Genomic DNA, 16,409 nt, shown 5'->3' on the forward strand with positions numbered 1-16,409 from the left:
GGATCGGGCCGGGGCGGACCAGCGCCACCTCGATCACCAGGTCGTAGAACCGCCGCGGCAGCAACCGGGGCAGGGTGCCCATCTGTGCCCGGGACTCGACCTGGAACACCCCGATCGTGTCCGCACGGCACAGCTGGTCGTAGACGCCCTGCTCTTCCTTGGGGATGGAGTGCATCTCCCAGCGCTCCCCGCAGTGCTCGGCCGCCAGGTCGAACGAGTACTGCAGCGCGGCGAGCATGCCCAGCCCGAGCATGTCGAACTTCACGAGCCCCATGTAGGCGCAGTCGTCCTTGTCCCACTGCAGCACGGTGCGGCCGTCCATCCGGGCGTGCTCGATCGGCACGACCTCGCCCACCGGGCGGTCGGTCAGGACCATGCCACCGGAGTGGATGCCGAGGTGCCGCGGGAACCCGAGGACGTCGCTGGCCAGCCCGACGACCGCCGGCGGGATGTCGTGGTCCTGGCTCTCGGTCACCGACCCCCACCGCTCGACCTGCTTCGACCAGGCATCCTGTTGGCCGGGACTGTGACCGAGCGCCTTCGCCATGTCGCGGACGGCGCCCTTCGGCCGGTAGGTGATGACGTTCGCGACCTGCGCGGCGTTGTACCGGCCGTACTTGTCGTAGACGTACTGGATGACCTCTTCGCGTCGGTCGGAGTCGAAGTCCACGTCGATGTCGGGCTCCTCGTCGCGCATCGCCGACAGGAACCGCTCGAAGGGCAGCCCGTACCGGATCGAGTCGACCGCGGTGATCTCGAGCAGGTAGCAGACCGCCGAGTTCGCCGCAGAGCCGCGCCCCTGGCAGAGGATGCCCCTGCCACGGGCGAACTGCACCATGTCCCGCACGATGAGGAAGTAGCCGGGGAAGTTCTTGTCCTCGATCACCGCGAGCTCGCGCTCGATGCGCGCTCGCTTGTGCGGGTCGACCCCGTCCGCGCTGCCCGGGTAGCGCCGTCGTGCCCCCGTCCACGTGAGCTCCCGCAGCCACGACATCGCCGTGTGTCCGTCCGGGACGTCGAGGTCGGGCAGCCCGGGCTTGACCGTCCTGAGCCGGAACCCGATCTCGTCCGCGATCCGGACGGTGTTCTCGATCGCACCCGGGTAGCGCGCGAACCGCCTGGCCATCTCGACGCCTGACCGCAGGTGTGCCGTGTCGGCGGCCGGCAGCCAGCCGTCGATCTCGTCGAGGCTGCGCCGCGCCCGGACGGCGGCGAGTGCCGTCGCCACCGGGAAGCGGTCCGGGGTGGCGTAGTGGACGTTGCCCGTGGCGACGAGCGGCAGCGCGTGCCGGGTGGCCAGCGCGGCCAGGACGTCGTTCCGGGCACTGTCGAGGGGGTCACCGTGGTCGAGCAGCTCCACGACGACGTTGCCGGTGCCGAACCGGTCGAGCAGTGCCCGCAGCGCGGCATCGGCCGCTGACTCGCCGCCCTGGTCGAGCGCCTGGCGCACCGTGCCCTTCCGGCAGCCGGTGAGCACACGCCAGTGTCCGTCCGCCCGGGCGGCGAGGTCGTCGAGGTCGTAGCGCGGCCGCCCCTTCTCGGACCCGGCCGCCAGGTGCGCGCTCGTGATGGCTCCCGCCAGGCGGTGGTAGCCGTCCTGACCGTCGGCGAGCAGCAGCAGGTGCGAGCCCTCGGGGTCGGGCACGCCGTTCTGCGGTGCCGTCAGCCCGAGGGAGAGCTCGGTGCCGTAGACGGTGCCGACGGTCGGGTACGCCTCGGCCACCTCGGCCATGCGGGCGGCACCGTACAGGCCGTCGTGGTCGGTGAGCGCCAGGGCGTGCAGCCGCAGCCGGGCAGCTTCCTCGAACAGGTGCTCGGGCTGGCTGGCACCGTCGAGGAAGCTGAAGGTCGAGTGCGCGTGCAGTTCGGCGTACGGCACGGTCGGTGGCCCGTCGACCGCGCCGTCCACTCGGGAGGCGGGGGCGTAGGGCTCGCGCTTGCGGGACCACGCGGGACTGTCCCCGCCGTCGCCGGCGTGCCCCGAACCCGGACTCCGCTCGTCAGAGAGGGCACGCTCGAACTCCGACCACGGGATCGGCGGGTTGCTGTAGCCCATCAGGTGCCCTTCGTCGTGGTCGTCTCGTCGTGCGTCTCGTCGTGCGTGGTCGTCTCGACCTGCGTGGTGGCCGTCACGTCGCGACCGCTTCGGCCCACCAGCGGTGGTCGGCGAGCACGAGGTACCAGGCTCGACCATCGGCATCGACGAGCTGCAGGCGGTGCAGCCGTCGACCGCCCGCTTCCCACCAGCGCACGACGAGCGGCCAGGGTCCGGCCCACGCCGTCACCACCGCGAACCCCCCGCCGCGGTCGCCGTCGGCTCGGAAGCGCTCGGGTGCACCCGAGAGCACGCCGCGCTCGTCGACGTCCACCCCGGTGCCGTCCGCCGCGACCACGTCGACCGGGCGGGGGCGTTCGAGCACCGTGGCGGGCGGTGGCCCGGGGAGCTTGCCGGGCCACGGCCGGTCGCGCACGGTCGCCAGGGCCCGCTCGCCACCCGGCGGGGCGTCACCCCAGGGGACGAGGACGATGCGCTCGGACAGGGTCCGGCCGCCCCCGACGCGCGGGCTGACCACGCCGTCGTGTCCGACCATGCCCTGGATGCGCGCGAGCCCGTGGTGCACGCGCTCGTCCGGACCCGACCCCCACAGCCCGCGCTCGTGGTTCGCCATGTCGTCGACGGCGACCGGGTCGAGCACGACCGAGGTCACCGGGGCTTCGAGCCCGGTGGGGTCGACCCCGCCCGCGAGCTGCCAGCGCACGCGGTCGACCACGTCGGCCGCGTCGAACCAGCGCGGGTGCGCCCAGGTGCGCTCGAGCAGGATGTCCCGTTCGTCGACGATGCCGACGCGGATGGTGGTGGCCACGAGTCCCGCTGCCCGGAGCCGTGCCGCGAAGTCGTCGGCCGACCGCCGGAAGGCGAACGCGACCTGGTCGGCGCGGTCGAGCGGCGGCTCGAACGAGGCTTCCACCCGGAGTTCGGGCGGGATGTCGCGTGCTGCGACCTCGCGCGGGTCGCGTCCGGCCGCCAACCGGTGCAGGAAGGCCCCGGGGACACCGAACCGGTCGCGGACCTGCTCGTCGCTGAGCCGGGCGAACGCCCCGAGGGTGGTGATCCCGAGCCGGTCCAGCACGGTCGCCAGGTCAGGGTCACCGAGCACGCCGAGCGGCAGTCCCGCCAGGAACTCCGCCGACGCCGCGACCGGCACGATCCGGACCCGTTCGCCCGGACGCACCGGACGGGCACGAGCGGCCTGCTCCGCCGCGAAGGGGGTGTCCGCGACACCGGCACGGACCATGGGCGCCCCGTGGTCGGCCGCGATGCCCGCCAGGGTCGCCGCCGCCGCACGTTCACCGCCGTAGTACCGCGCCGGACCCCGGGAGCGCAGGGCGAGGGTGCCGGGGCGCACCACCTCGACGCCCGGGACCGCGGCTTCGACCGCGCGGATGACCGGCTCGAACGCACGGTGGTCGAGGGCGTCGTCGTAGGGCTGCACGACGAGCCCGGGACAGCGCGCCTGGGCTTCACGGATCCGGATGCCCCGGGCGACGCCCTGCTGGCGGGCCGACGCCGAGCTGGCGAACACCAGGCCCTTCGCCACCACGGCGAAGGGCTGCTCCGGTGGGCACCCGGCGGCGCGGGCGGCGGCGATAACCGGCCAGTCCGGGCACCAGAGCACAATGGTGCGGGTGGGCGGCGGTTCCGGCAGCGCCCCGCCACGGGCGATCGCGTCGGCGCGCACACGCCCCTGGGCGATCACGACGCCACCGCCACGGGTCGCATGCCACGTTCGTCGCCCCGCTCGACACCAGCGACACCCGCGACACCCGAGCCGACCGAGCCACCCGAGCCGACCGAGATGTCCGAGACACCCGAGCCGCCGCCGGGCAGCGCCACCGGTGCCACGGTCGCTGCTCGGACGGCACCGTCGGCCGCCGGCAGGAGCAGCTCGGTGCTGATCGGACGCATGGCTCCCGCTCGCCCGGTCGCCGTCACGGTGGCGCGCCGTTCGGTCAGGTGCCCGTGCCCCTGCCCGATGCCGCTCCACGTCGACGCGGTGACCCGCAGCGTGACGTCAGCCCCCGGCCACGAGCCGAGTGCGACGAGGGCGCCACCACGCTGCCGCAACCGCGCCGAGAGCCGCGCGACGTCACCGGGCACGACACGGCCGAGCGGGCGGGTCAGGACGATCTGGGCGACGTCGGCCATCGCCGCCGTCACCGCGAGCCACTGGTCGCCCGGGTCGGGCACCAGGACGAGCCGTTCGAGGTCGATCCCCGCGGCAGCCGCGGCCTCGACCCCGAAGGACGGCACACCCACGACCGCGCACCACGCCCCCGCCGCCGAGGCCGCCTGCAGCATGGTCATCGCGAGCAGCACCGACTCGGGCACCGCGTACGTGCCCCCGGCGCGGATCGCCCCGCCGGGCAGCAGCGGTTCGAGTGCCGGCGCCGTGGGGAGCCCGGCGGTGTCGACCCGGGTGGACTCCATGTCCGAGACCCGGGACCGCAGCGACGTGATCCGGTCGAGCGCCGCCCGGGCATCCCCCAGGTGGTCACTGCCCCGCGCAGCACGCGCCGACGCAACACGCACCGACGCACCACGCCCCGTCGCAGCATCGTTCCGCCCGCCCCGTTCGGAGTCGGGCGACCGGAGTGCCGCCGCCGTTTGCATGCCCTCATATTCGAACATGTGTTCGATGATGTCAATCGGGTCTGACATCCGTGGACAACCGGATCGAACACGCGTTCGACCAAGCGGTCACCAGTGGGCGACGGCCCCCAGACTGCCGAGGACCGAGCGCGTCTTGGTCTCGACCTCGGTCGCCTCGTCCGCGGCGACGGACGACCAGGTCACTGCCCCACCGGCCCCGAGCGTGCGCGAGACCGCGGACCCCGCAGGACCGACCACCGTCACCAGTGTGCGGATCACCACCGACAGGTCGACCGCCCCGCTCGCCGAGAAGTACCCGATCACGCCCGAGTAGACCCCGCGCGGCGCGTCCTCGAGCCGGTCGGCGATCGCCATCGCGCTGGTCTTCGGCGCCCCCGTCATCGACCCCGGTGGGAACGCCGCCCGCACGACCTCCGCCCGCGAGGTCCCCTCCGGCACCCGCGCGCCGATCGTCGACACCATCTGGTGCACGCTGGCGTACGTCTCGACGTCGCACAGGCGGTCGACGTGCACCGACCCCGGCACCGCCGTCCGCAGCAGGTCGTTCCGCATGAGGTCCACGATCATCACGTTCTCGGCCCGGTCCTTCACGCTCGCCGCCAGCTCCGCCCGGACCGTCCGGTCCGCCACCGGGTCCTCGGACCGTCGTCGGGTCCCCTTGATCGGCTCCGCCAGCACCGTCCCGTCCGCCCCGATCCGCAGGAACCGCTCCGGCGACCGGCTGGCCACGCGCAGCGGGCCGAGCCGCAGGTACGCAGCGAACGGGACGGGGTCGACCGCCCGCATCCGCAGGTACTCGGCGAGCTGCGGGTCCGCGTCGGAGTCGACCAGGGCCTCCCGTCCGGCCACCGGCAGGGTGAAGACGGTCGTGAGACACACCTGGAAGGCGTTGCCCTCACGGATCTCGGCGCGGCACGCGTCGACCGAACGCTCGTGGGCGGCGCGCGTGACGCGACCGGTCGCCGCCACACCGGTCGGGAGGCTCGGGGTGCCGACGATCCCGCTCGGAACGGTCGGCGGACCGGTCACCGACTCGAGCCACGCCTGGTTCGCCGACGTCGCCGCCGGTTCCGCGTCGCTGACCAGGGCGAGCGCCCACGCCGCGCCGTCGTCGCGGACGACGACCGCCCGGTCCACGAACCACAGCTCGGCGTCGGCGTGTCGCCGGGCGGTCCGGTCCGCACCGCCCGACTCACGGCCGAGCTCGTAGCCGAGGAACCCGAGCCAGCCGAGCGCGAAGCCGAGTCCGGGGAGTGGTTCCTCGAGTGTCGGCGTCCGGCACAGCAGGTCGCGCAGCACGGCGAAGGCGGGGCGGTCCTCGGAGCGGCTCGGGCCGAACCACGTCGCGGCGGCCGTGGGCACGTCGAGCACCGCGCGCCGTGCCTCGTGCCGGAACCGCGTGGCGAACGGGCCGTCGCACGGCGCCAGGACGGACCAGCGTGCTCGGTCCCGAGCGCGTGGCGGGGACCCCGCGGGCAGGGCCGAGTCGAGCCAGACGAACTCGCCGTCCTGTCCGACGGCGAGCGCCTCGAGGTCGACCGCGTCGAGCCGACGCGACGCGATCCGCGGGGTCAGACCGCCTGGATCGTCCACGAGGCGGGGTGCGACGCACCGGGTTCGAGCACGACGAGCCCCCGGTCCTGTCCGGCGTTGAACGCGTCCGGGGCGCACGTCATCGGTTCGACGGCCAGTCCGACGCGGTGGTACTCGGGCACGACGTGGTCGGCGGTGTGCACCTGGGCCCACGGGCAGTCCGTGCCGAAGAGCATCCGAACGCCGTGACCGTCCGCCGCCGTCAGCGTGATGGTCGCGGTGCCCTCGGCGTCACGGTCGAAGCCGGTGAAGGCGTGGTCGATGAACCGGGTGCCGATCGGCGTCGCCGTGCGCAGGTCGAACTCGTCGTGCACGGGGACCAGGTCGGTCGGCACCAGACGGTCGGGCGTGACCTCGAGCACCTCCGCCGCGGGCAGCGTCAGCGCCCAGTCGTCGACCGTGCCGGCGCCCGCGACCAGGTACGGGTGCGGACCGGTCCCCCACGGCGCCGGACGGTCGCCGGTGTTCGTGCCGGTGACCGTCGTGTGCAGCCCGTCGGCGTCGATCCGGTACTCGACCCGGACGACCACGCGGAAGGGGTAGCCCTCCTGCGCCTGCACGGTGGTGCTGAGCACGACGCGGTCGGCGGCGACGGACTCGACGTCGAAGTCCGTCCAGGCGGCCAGCCCGTGCAGCGCATGCGAGCGCTTCGGCTCGGTGAGCGCGAGCTCGTGCTCGTCGCCGTCGAACGTGTACCGGCCGTCGACGACGCGGTTCGGCCACGGGGCCAGCACGGCGCCGCGGAACGCGGGACGGACCTGGTCGGCGTCGAAGGGCACGACCAGGTCACGGTCGTCGTGCTGCAGGGAGCGGAGCGTCGCCCCGACGGTCGCGATCCGGGCGGTGGAGCCGGCGGCGGAGATGGTCAGCTGCGTGCCGGACAGCGGGGCGTCGGTGCTCATGCGCTCAGCGTAGCGGCGCGTGGGTGCGTCACAGGCGCAGCGCGAGTGCGTTCGCGGTCAGGCCTGCCGCCGTCCCGCACAGCAGCACGGTGTCGCCGCGGCGCAGCCGGCCGTCGTCCAGGCACGTCGCCAGCGTGTACGGCACCGAGGCGGAGACCATGTTGCCGTACTCCGCGACCGCGTCGACGTAGGCGCCGTCGGGGATGCCGACCCGGCGCATCGCGATGCCGAGCGCTCCGCTCGCCTGGTGCGGCACGACCAGGTCCAGGTCCTCGACGCCGATCCCGGCCGCGGTGAAGAACCGCTCGAAGAACCCCGGCAGGACCCGGAGCATGCCCATGAGCGCACGACGGCCGTGCATGTCGAAGCGGTAGTCGGCCGGGTCGCCGTCGGCGTAGTCCTGGGCCGGGAACCGGGAGAGGCCACCGCGCAGCTCGGTGTCGTGCGCGTGTGCTGGCCAGGTCTGCTGCAGGCTGGCCAGGACGCCGGGGCCGGCGTCGGGGCGGACGTCGACGTCGGGGCGGACGTCGAGGTCGGGGCGCGCGTCGACGTCGGGGCGGTCCGCAGGGGTGGTCCCGGCGCGGCTCACCACGACGGCGGCCGCCGCGTCCGAGAACAGTTCCCAGGACTCCCGCTCCGCCGGGTCGAGGAACCGTGACCCGACGTCCCCCGACACGATCAGGACGTGCTCGTACACCCCGTCGGCCAGGTAGCGCGACGCGATGTCGAGCGCGGTGATGAAGCTCGTGCAGGTGGAGTTCACGTCGAAGGCCGCGGCGCGTGCCCCGGGGGCGACGCGTTCCATCACCAGGGCAGCCGTGCACGGGATCGGTTGGACGCCAGCGGCGCACGCCGCGATCACACAGTCGACGTCGTCCGGTCCCAGGTCGGCCCGGCGGATCGCCCGGTCGGCCGCTGCGACGAGCATGTCGAGCTGCGACACGTCGTCCGCGACGCGGTAGCGCGTGGCGGTCCCCGACCGGGTGGCGAACGTCACGGTGTCGTCGGGCAGGTACGTGCCCCAGCCGGTGATGCGACAGGTCTTCATGGTCCCCCCCAGGTGGTGCGGTCTCGGTGCGAGCAGGTCGACGCCCGTCGGGTGTGCGTCGTGGCTGAACGCCAGGCGCACACCGGCACGCTCGGCGTCGAGCAGCGTCCGTGCCGTCCGGGCCTGGGCGTCGGCGTCGTGCGCGACGGCGCGTGGCACCGCGCGGATCCGGTGTTCCTGCCCCAGCAGGTCGCGGCCCCAGGCCGCGTCACCGGCCACCAGCACCCGGTCCTCCACCAGGGCGCCGAGGTGCCCGTCAGCGTGCCCCGGCAGGTCGACGAGCAGGTACGACCCGTCGTCGAACAGGTCCGCGGTGTCCAGGCCGAGCGGACCGGGTCGGAACGCCGAACGGGGGACGACGTGGACGGGCCCCGGACGTGCCGCCGTCGGCAGGAGACCGCGCAGCACCCCGTCACGCACGCGGGGACGCTGCATCGCTCGGTGCACCGCCTCGGTGACGACCAGCGTCGCGTGCGGGAACGACCGCAGACCGCCCACGTGGTCCGGGTGCAGGTGCGAGAGCACCACGTGCGTGACCGTCGCGGGGTCGAGCTGTTCGGCGACCGTCGCGCCGGGCGGCACGTCCGGCGGCAACAGCCGGCGGTACGCCCACCCGGCGGCACCGGTCCGCCAGGGGTGCTCGGCGTAGCCGGTGTCGAACAGCACCCGGCGGTCGTCCGCCTCGTACAGGAACACCCCGGCGGGGAACACCCGCCGCTCGCGCGGAGCCCCGCGCAGCAGCTGGTGCATGCCGTGCGAGGTCGTCCCGCCCGCGAATGCGCGGAGGCTACCCACGTCGGTGCTCCGCATAGCTGGCCAGGCTCGCGTCGAGCGTGACGGCCGGCGCGTACCCGAGCACGTCACGGGCACGGCTGATGTCGAGCGTCTGCGAGTGGGTGATCGTGGACACGGTGTACCGCGTGACGGGCGGCTCGGGGCGGCCGGGGAGCACACCGCAGACGGCCTCGAGCGCGGCCGCGATCCCGTACACGGCACCGGCGGGCAGCGGACGATGCCGCAGCGGCAGGCCGAGACCGGTCAACAGCTGGTCGAGCAGCTCGACGAACGGCCGCGGGTCGCCGTTCGTGACGTTGAACGCGCGCCCCTGTGCCTCGGGCACCTCGACCGCCAACCGCACAGCGAGCGCCACGTTCTCGACCGCCGTCAGGTCGACGAGCCCCCGACCGCCGTGCAGGAGCGGGACCCCGACGCGCTCGTGCACCCGCAGCAACCGCGGGACGAGCGCCGGGTCCCCGACGCCGATGATCCCGCGCGGGCGCAGCACGACGGTCTCCGGGCCGGTCGCGGCGCGGAGGAGGGCCTCGGCGTGCAGCTTCGACCGGATGTAGTGGTTCATCGGGCGGCTCGGGTCCACCTGGTCCTCGCGGATCGCCAGCCGGTCGCGCGGGGCGGCATAGATCCCCGGGGACGAGATGTGCACGAGCCGACGTGCTCCGACACGGCGTGCGTACCCCAGCACCCGTGCCGTCCCGGTGACGTTCGCGTGCTCGAACTCCGCCCACCGGCCCCAGGGCGAGGACAGCGCGGCACAGTGCACCACCACGTCCACGGGTCCGGTGTCGGGCGCGCCAGCGCGTCCCAGGTCGTCCAGGTCCCCCACGAAGGTCGGCCCGTCCGGGAGCGCCTCGGCACGGCGGCCGGCGGCGACGACGACGTACCCGTGTGCGCGGAGGTCCCGGACGACGTACCCGCCGAGGAACCCGCTCGCGCCCGTGACGAGTACCCGCTCCCCCATGCCGACGATCCTAGGGGGCGGGTCCCCTAGGCTCCGGTCGTGCGGATCGCTCTGGTCACCGACTACTACCTGCCGACGCTCGGCGGCGTGCAGACCGCCGTCCGGGCGCTCGCCGAGAGCCTCCGGAACGCGGGCCACGACGTCACGGTGTTCTGTCCCCTCGCGACCACGTCCACCGACCCGGGGGTGGTCGGTCTCCCGGTGTCCCCGGTGTTCCGCCCCGACGGCTACCCGTTCGCCTGGACGCCGGCCCGGGTGCGCTCCGTGCTCCGGCGCGAGTTCGCCGCGCGTGGGATCGACGTCGTGCACACCCACTCCGAGATGTTCGCCGCGCTCGGCGGCGTCCGCGCGGCCGATGACCTGGGTCTGCCGGTGGTGCACACCATGCACGGTCGCATCGACGTGTACACGCAGCACGTGCTGCCGCTGCCCGGCGTGACGACCGCGCTGCTCGCACGCCTGCACGGTGGTCAGGTGAGCCACGCCGGCATCACGGTGGCGGCCGACTCCGCGGACACCGCGACCCGGGCTGCCCGGCGGATGTGGCGGGTGATGCTCGCGCAGTCCCGGGCGAGCGACCACGTCGTCGTGCCGTCCGCGCACTTCGCCCGGCGGCTCGTCGACCGCGGCGTGCGCACCCCGGTGTCGGTGGTGTCCAACGGGCTCGAGCCGTCCGTGCTCGCGGCCGTCGGCCCCGGTCACGTGCGCCTGCTGCACGCGGGCGACCCCGTACGCATCGTGTGGGTGGGGCGGCTGTCCCCGGAGAAACGTCCGGAGGTGCTCGTCGACGCCGCACACCGGTTCCCCGACGGCGTGGAGGTACACGTGTACGGCGACGGGGTCGCTCGGTCGGCGGTGCGCCGAGCCGCTCGGGACACGCCGGTCGTCCTGCACGGGGCGGTGTCGCACCGACAGGTCCTCCACGCGATGCACGACGCCCACCTGCTGGTCTCGAGTTCATCGGGCTTCGACAACCAGCCGATGGTGATGCTCGAGGCGATCGCGTCCGGACTGCCCGTCGTGCACACCGACCCGGACCTCGCCGAGGTGGTGCCGGAGCACGGTGGCTTCTGCACACCGACGCCCGACGCCGACGGTCTGGTGTCCACGATCCGCCGCCTGCGTGCGGACCCTGCCCTGGTCACGACGGCCAGTCGCGCGATGGTCGCGGCGCGCAGCCGGGTGGAGCAGCAGACCCGGGCGATCGTCGACGTCTACGACCGTGTGGTCGATGACCGTCGAGGCGGAGAACGACGAAGCCCCACTGACCGGTGATCAGCGGGGCTTCGTCTGGGTCGAGCTATGTCGTTTGGGTGGATCTGAGGGGACTCGAACCCCTGACCCCCTGCATGCCATGCAGGTGCGCTACCAGCTGCGCCACAGACCCATGCGGACACGTTCCCGTGTCCGGCACTTTCGTTCCCCTGGTCTCCCAGAGGCACCAGTGCAGCGTACACCATCGTCGACCCCGGGGAGGAAATCGACGCCGTCCCCCGGGCGCGTCGGGGGCTCGCTACGCGGAGTGCTCGGCGGTCGCTGCGTCGGCACCGATCTCGAGCGAGATCGTCGGGCAGTCCGACCAGAGCCGCTCGAGCGAGTAGTACTGCCGGTCTTCCTCGTGGAAGACGTGCACGACGACGTCGCCGAAGTCGATGAGGACCCACCGACCTTCGCTGCGGCCTTCGCGACGGAGCGTCTTCGCACCCGCCTGGAGCATCCGGTCCTCGACCTCGTCGGCGATGGCCATCACGTTGCGCTCGTTGCGCCCGGTGGCCAGCAGGAACACGTCAGTGAGCTGCAGGGGGCCCGTCACGTCGAGTGCGACGAGGTCTTCGGCCTGCTTGGCGTCAGCCGCGCGAGCGGCGACCTGCGTGAGTTCCAGTGCGCGAGAGGAGGCGGTCACGGAGTCCTTCCGGTTGTCGTCCAGCACTCTGCCGGACGCGACACGATCATAGGCCACGCCACCGACGGCGGCGAGGGAGGGCTCAGGGGCGACCGGACGGACCGGTCAGGACCCGAAGAAGTTCGTCGACACGAGCGCGACCACGATGACGGCGGCTGCCGCGACGCAGATGCCCCCGACGGTGATGAACAGGATCATCGGCGCGCGGGACTCCTTGGGCTTCGCCGCAGCGAGCACCACCTGCCGCGTCGACGTGTGGCTCGACACCGCGCGGCTCGCCCGCACCGGGCTGGCGTCCGTCTCGGGCTGCTCGTCGTGCTGCTCGAGCAGACGGTCGACCTCGGCGCCGTCGATCGGCCGGTGCGACCCGGTCGAGGACAGCGACGCCGGCAGGTCGATCGAGCCGGTCAGGATGACCTCGCCGGTCGCGTTGAGCGCACCGGTCGGGTCAGCGAGGGCGGAGTTCGGCAGGATGATCGCGTTCGTCCGGGTCTCGGCGACGCGGCGGGTGCCGGTCTCCTCGTCGTGGACCTCGGTGTCGTTCGAGTCGTGCGCCTGGGTGGACCAGTGTCCGACGGGCGGCTCGAACGCGGTGGTCAGCGGCTTCGGCTCGGCCGGACGACGGAAGGCGACTCCGGGCGCCTCGGCCTGGACCGGGACCTCGTTGGTGTCGTCGTCGCTGTCGTCGACGTCACCGTCGAGCACCAGGGGGAACACGCCGGGAGTCGCAGCCGCGGGGGCAAGGCCGCTGTCGTCGGACGTGTCGGGTGCGGGTGACGGCTGCGTGTCGTCGTCGGACTGCGGCGCCCAGGTGGACCGGTGCCGGCGGGGTTCCTCGGCGTGCGCGGCCGCGGTCTCGAGCGGTTCGATTGCGTCGGGCGACCCGTCGGCCGACGTGGCCTGCTCGACGGCAGCCGGGTCGAGCTCGGTGACCTCGGCCGCCGGTTCCTGCCACTCCGACGGAGCCACGACGGGGTCCGATTCCGGCTCCGGCTCGGGCGGCGTCGGCGGGTTCATCGGTGTCGACGCGTCGGGGACCGGGACGGCCGGCGCGCGGTTGCCGGCGAAGCCGGACGGTGCCGTGGGCGGCGTGGTGGCGCCATCGTCGTCGTGCAGGGACGCGACGGTGCCCAGGACGTCCTGCACGGTGCGGTCCGACGACTGCGGCGTGGGGTTCTGGAGCGGGACCGGACGGACCGCCTGGCCCTCGGCCTCGCGCATCAACCGGATCTGCCGACGGGTGAGCCCGCCGGTGCCGGGGACGATCTCGGTCGCCGAGGCGGGCGGCAGGTCGGGCACGCCCTGCGGGACGGGTGCGATGGCCACCGCACCCGGGGCGGACTCGGGTCGGCCGGACGTCTGGGACGGGGCCGCACCCACGGGCGCCACGTGGGACCCCGGTCGGCGGCGGCCGCTGTCGGACGAACCGGTGGCCGGTGCTGCGACGGTCGGGGGTGGGGTCGCCGGCTGTGCGCCTGCCGAGGCGGCGCGCTCACGCTCGCGCGCCTGGCGCCGCGACAGTGGCGGCTGCGCGTCGGACGGCGGCTGCGCGTCGGACGGACTCATGCAACGCTCCGATACAGATGGTGCTTGGTGATGTACTGGACGACGCCGTCCGGGACCAAGTACCACACGGGGTTCCCGCGTCGCACCCGTTCGCGACAATCGGTCGACGAGATGGCCAGCGCCGGGACTTCGAGCAAGCTTACGTCGCGCTCGGGGAGTCCGGTGATGCTCAGGTTGTGCCCCGGACGCGTGACCGCGACGAAGTGCGCGAGGTCCCAGAGCCCATCATGGTCCTTCCAGTCGACGATCTGCTGGACAGCGTCTGCGCCCGAGATGAAGACGAGCTGAGCGTCGGGACGCTGTTCGTGCAGGTCCTGCAACGTGTCCACCGTGTAGGTCGGACCCGGACGGTCGATGTCGACGCGGCTGACCGTGAACATGGGGTTGGACGCGGTCGCGATGACCGTCATCAGGTAGCGGTGTTCAGCGTCCGTGACGCCGGACTTCATGTAGGGCTGTCCGGTGGGGACGAACACCACTTCGTCGAGGTCGAACGACTTGGCGACTTCGGACGCCGCCACGAGGTGACCGTGGTGGATGGGGTCGAACGTGCCGCCCATCACACCGATGCGGGGCCGTCCCGAGCTCTCGAGCATCGAGCGGCGCGTCAGATCTTGGTGTGGCCGAACTCGTCCACACCGGTCTCGTGGGTGCGGGTCGCTTCGAACTTGTTGGAGTGGCGGTAGGCCACGTCGCGGAAGGACCAGGTCACGAAGCCGAGGAACGCGAAGAACGCTGCAGCCACGACCGGGAAGATGAACGCGGGCACCGACGAGGCGTGCTCGGCTGCTTGTGCGAGGACGGTCATGGTGCGGTGCTCCGATCGGTCGAGGAAGGCTGCAGGTCAGTCTAGCCGCGGATCTGACCCTGTCCGCGCACGACCCACTTCGTGCTCGTGAGTTCCGGCAGCCCCATCGGGCCACGCGCGTGCAGCTTCTGCGTGGAGATCCCGACCTCGGCGCCGAAGCCGAACTCGCCGCCGTCGGTGAACCGCGTCGAGGCGTTCACCATCACCACGGCGGAGTCCACCGCGGCCAGGAACCGCTCGGACGTGTCGACGTCGTTCGTCACGATCGACTCGGTGTGGTGCGTGGAGTACTCGGCGATGTGCGCCATGGCCTGGTCGACGTCGGCGACCACCCGGATCGACAGGTCGAGGTCCATCGACTCGGTCGCCCAGTCCGCCTCGGTCGCGCGGAGCACACCGGGGACGACGGCCCGGGTCTCGTCGTCGCCGCGCAGGGTGACCCCGGCAGCGCGCAGCCGTGCGGCGAGGGTCGGGAGCAGCCGCTCGGCCGCGTCGCGGTGCACCAGCAGAGTCTCGAGCGCGTTGCACACGCTCGGCCGCTGCACCTTGCTGTTGAGGACGATGTCGACGGACCGGTCGAGCGGCGCCGACGCGTCGAGGAACACGTGCACGACCCCGGCCCCGGTCTCGATCACCGGGACCCGCGACTCGGTGACGACCGTCTGGATCAGCGATGCGCTGCCACGCGGGATGAGGACGTCGACCAGGCCTCGCGCACGCATGAGCTCGGTCGCACCGGCACGACCGAACGGGTCGATGGTCTGGACCAGCTCCCGCGGCAGTCCCACGGACGCGACGGCGTCCTGGATGCGGGCGACCAGGACGGCGTTCGTGCGCTCGGCAGCGGACCCGCCCCGCAGCACCACCGCGTTGCCGCTCTTGAGCGCCAGGCTCGCGATGTCGACGGTGACGTTCGGCCGCGCCTCGTAGATCGCCCCGACGACCCCGAACGGGACCCGGACCTGCGAGAGCTGCAGCCCGTTCGGCAGGACCGACCCCCGCACCGACTGCCCGACGGGGTCCGTCAGACCGACGACCTGCTCGACTGCGGCAGCGAGGGACTCGATGCGCTCGGGGTCGAGCCGGAGCCGGTCGAGCAGCCCGGACGACAGCCCGGCGTCCTCACCGGCGACCAGGTCGGCATGGTTCGCGAACACGACGTCGTCCGCGCCCGCCCGGAGCGACGCGGCGATCGCACGGAGCGCCGCGTCCTTGACCGCCGTGGTCGAGGTGGCCAGCACCTGCGCCGCGGCGCGGGCAGCGACGAGCCGGTCCTGGAGGCTCGGCACGGCTCCGGTGGGCACGCGTGCGGGCAGCGACGTGACAGGGCTGGACATGACAGGAGTCTAGGGCGCGGCGTGGAACCAGGTCCCGACGTGGTCGCCGTCCAGTGCCCGTGCCACCAGCGCCGTGGCGGTCACGAGCACGGACGTGCCGGCCTCGGCGGCGAGTCGGGCAGCGGCGACCTTGGTGCCCGCTCCCCCGGTGCCGACCCCGGCCGCGCCGATCGAGCCGAACGTCACCCCGGCGAGCTCGTCCCCGAACGGGACCTCGTCGATGCGCTCGGCACCCGGCTGCTCGGGAGGACGCGTATAGAGCGACTCGACGTCCGACAGCAGCACGAGGGCATCGGCACCGAGCAACCGTGCGACCAGGGCGGCGAGTCGGTCGTTGTCGCCGAACCGGATCTCGTGCGTCGCCACGGTGTCGTTCTCGTTGACGATCGGCAGCACCCGCAGGGCGAGCAACCGGTCCATCGCCCGCTGCGCGTTCACGCGGTGTGTCGGGTTCTGCAAGTCGCCGGCGGTGAGCAGGACCTGGGCGGCGATGAGCGCGTGCCGGTCGAGCTGCTGCTGGTACCGGAACATCAGGACGTTCTGCCCGGTGGCAGCTGCCGCCTGCTGCGTGGCGAGGTCGTCCGGCTTGCCCGCGAGCCCGAGGAACGGGAACCCGGTGGCGATCGCGCCGGAGGAGACCAGGACGACCTCGGTCCCCCGGCCGTGGGCGGCGGCCAGCGCATCGACCAGCGGGCCGATCTGCGCGGTTGCCTCGCCGCTGACCGACGAGGACCCGACCTTGACCACGATGCGCCGGGCACGTGGGACGTCCGCGCGCTGACGGACGGCCCCGAGTGCGGGCTGGCCGGTCGTGTCGGACATGC

Annotated in this window: 14 protein-coding genes and 1 tRNA gene; 1 reads left to right on the forward strand and 14 read right to left on the reverse strand. The window is 73.2% G+C overall.

Features of this window, described 5'->3' with window-relative positions:
* The 7 genes from ASG04_RS17815 to ASG04_RS06955 form a co-directional block, all read right to left on the reverse strand.
* Positions 1-2,056, reverse strand: a 2,056-nt coding sequence (locus tag ASG04_RS17815) for a PHP domain-containing protein (protein WP_235515466.1), incomplete at its 3' end; no start/stop codon positions are given.
* Between the two features lie 73 nt (positions 2,057-2,129).
* On the reverse strand, positions 2,130-3,758 hold the full coding sequence (locus ASG04_RS06930; RefSeq protein ID WP_156463563.1) for a DNA polymerase Y family protein: 1,629 nt from the start codon (positions 3,756-3,758) through the stop codon (positions 2,130-2,132).
* The gene (locus ASG04_RS06935; protein ID WP_200938420.1) at positions 3,755-4,489 is read right to left on the reverse strand and encodes a hypothetical protein; all 735 of its coding nucleotides are present in this window, start codon (positions 4,487-4,489) and stop codon (positions 3,755-3,757) included. The genes ASG04_RS06930 and ASG04_RS06935 overlap by 4 nt, the downstream gene beginning before the upstream one ends.
* 270 nt (positions 4,490-4,759) lie before the next feature.
* Positions 4,760-6,265, reverse strand: coding sequence for an anthranilate synthase component I family protein (locus tag ASG04_RS06940; RefSeq protein WP_056121835.1), 1,506 nt, complete (start codon positions 6,263-6,265; stop codon positions 4,760-4,762).
* Positions 6,244-7,167: an aldose 1-epimerase family protein gene (locus ASG04_RS06945; protein WP_056121837.1), complete on the reverse strand. Its 924-nt coding sequence runs from the start codon at positions 7,165-7,167 to the stop codon at positions 6,244-6,246. The genes ASG04_RS06940 and ASG04_RS06945 overlap by 22 nt, the downstream gene beginning before the upstream one ends.
* Positions 7,168-7,195: 28 nt before the next feature.
* A complete protein-coding gene (locus ASG04_RS06950) occupies positions 7,196-9,010 on the reverse strand; it encodes a 3-oxoacyl-[acyl-carrier-protein] synthase III C-terminal domain-containing protein (RefSeq protein WP_162241697.1) in 1,815 nt (604 codons plus the stop codon).
* Positions 9,003-9,971: an NAD-dependent epimerase/dehydratase family protein gene (locus ASG04_RS06955; RefSeq protein WP_056121841.1), complete on the reverse strand. Its 969-nt coding sequence runs from the start codon at positions 9,969-9,971 to the stop codon at positions 9,003-9,005. The genes ASG04_RS06950 and ASG04_RS06955 overlap by 8 nt, the downstream gene beginning before the upstream one ends.
* Positions 9,972-10,010: 39 nt before the next feature.
* On the opposite strand from ASG04_RS06955, the gene ASG04_RS06960 reads away from it, so the two are divergent.
* The gene (locus ASG04_RS06960) at positions 10,011-11,246 is read left to right on the forward strand and encodes a glycosyltransferase (RefSeq protein ID WP_056121844.1); all 1,236 of its coding nucleotides are present in this window, start codon (positions 10,011-10,013) and stop codon (positions 11,244-11,246) included.
* Positions 11,247-11,285: 39 nt separating this feature from the next.
* Here the strand turns inward: ASG04_RS06960 and ASG04_RS06965 are convergent.
* The 7 genes from ASG04_RS06965 to proB all read right to left on the reverse strand — a co-directional run bounded on the left by ASG04_RS06965 (position 11,286) and on the right by proB (position 16,407).
* Positions 11,286-11,358: transfer RNA gene (locus ASG04_RS06965), tRNA-Ala, on the reverse strand.
* Positions 11,359-11,484: 126 nt separating this feature from the next.
* A complete protein-coding gene (rsfS, locus tag ASG04_RS06970) occupies positions 11,485-11,874 on the reverse strand; it encodes a ribosome silencing factor (protein ID WP_056123738.1) in 390 nt (129 codons plus the stop codon).
* Between the two features lie 105 nt (positions 11,875-11,979).
* The gene (locus ASG04_RS06975) at positions 11,980-13,440 is read right to left on the reverse strand and encodes a hypothetical protein (RefSeq protein WP_056121845.1); all 1,461 of its coding nucleotides are present in this window, start codon (positions 13,438-13,440) and stop codon (positions 11,980-11,982) included.
* Positions 13,437-14,036 (reverse strand): nicotinate-nucleotide adenylyltransferase, encoded by a 600-nt coding sequence (gene nadD, locus ASG04_RS06980; protein ID WP_082517867.1) that lies wholly within the window; start codon positions 14,034-14,036, stop codon positions 13,437-13,439. Before nadD ends, ASG04_RS06975 begins: the two co-directional genes overlap by 4 nt.
* Before the next feature lie 11 nt (positions 14,037-14,047).
* Positions 14,048-14,248 carry a hypothetical protein gene (locus ASG04_RS06985; protein WP_056121847.1) on the reverse strand — a complete coding sequence of 67 codons (201 nt, stop codon included), beginning with the start codon at positions 14,246-14,248 and terminating at the stop codon, positions 14,048-14,050.
* A 41-nt stretch (positions 14,249-14,289) separates the two neighbouring features.
* The gene (locus ASG04_RS06990) at positions 14,290-15,585 is read right to left on the reverse strand and encodes a glutamate-5-semialdehyde dehydrogenase (RefSeq protein ID WP_056121849.1); all 1,296 of its coding nucleotides are present in this window, start codon (positions 15,583-15,585) and stop codon (positions 14,290-14,292) included.
* A gap of 9 nt (positions 15,586-15,594) precedes the next feature.
* A complete protein-coding gene (gene proB, locus ASG04_RS06995; RefSeq protein ID WP_056121851.1) occupies positions 15,595-16,407 on the reverse strand; it encodes a glutamate 5-kinase in 813 nt (270 codons plus the stop codon).
* Positions 16,408-16,409: the final 2 nt, after the last annotated feature.

Source organism: Curtobacterium sp. Leaf183, from assembly GCF_001424385.1.
Lineage (GTDB): Bacteria > Actinomycetota > Actinomycetes > Actinomycetales > Microbacteriaceae > Curtobacterium.

Coding starts and splice junctions, on each gene's coding strand:
- ASG04_RS06955 (WP_056121841.1), bottom strand. CDS start 9,971: ATGGGGGAGCGGGTACTCGTCACGGGCGCGAGCGGGTTCCTCGGCGGG.
- ASG04_RS06985 (WP_056121847.1), bottom strand. CDS start 14,248: ATGACCGTCCTCGCACAAGCAGCCGAGCACGCCTCGTCGGTGCCCGCG.
- ASG04_RS06990 (WP_056121849.1), bottom strand. CDS start 15,585: ATGTCCAGCCCTGTCACGTCGCTGCCCGCACGCGTGCCCACCGGAGCC.
- ASG04_RS06975 (WP_056121845.1), bottom strand. CDS start 13,440: ATGAGTCCGTCCGACGCGCAGCCGCCGTCCGACGCGCAGCCGCCACTG.
- proB (WP_056121851.1), bottom strand. CDS start 16,407: ATGTCCGACACGACCGGCCAGCCCGCACTCGGGGCCGTCCGTCAGCGC.
- ASG04_RS06935 (WP_200938420.1), bottom strand. CDS start 4,489: ATGGAGTCCACCCGGGTCGACACCGCCGGGCTCCCCACGGCGCCGGCA.
- ASG04_RS06945 (WP_056121837.1), bottom strand. CDS start 7,167: ATGAGCACCGACGCCCCGCTGTCCGGCACGCAGCTGACCATCTCCGCC.
- nadD (WP_082517867.1), bottom strand. CDS start 14,036: ATGCTCGAGAGCTCGGGACGGCCCCGCATCGGTGTGATGGGCGGCACG.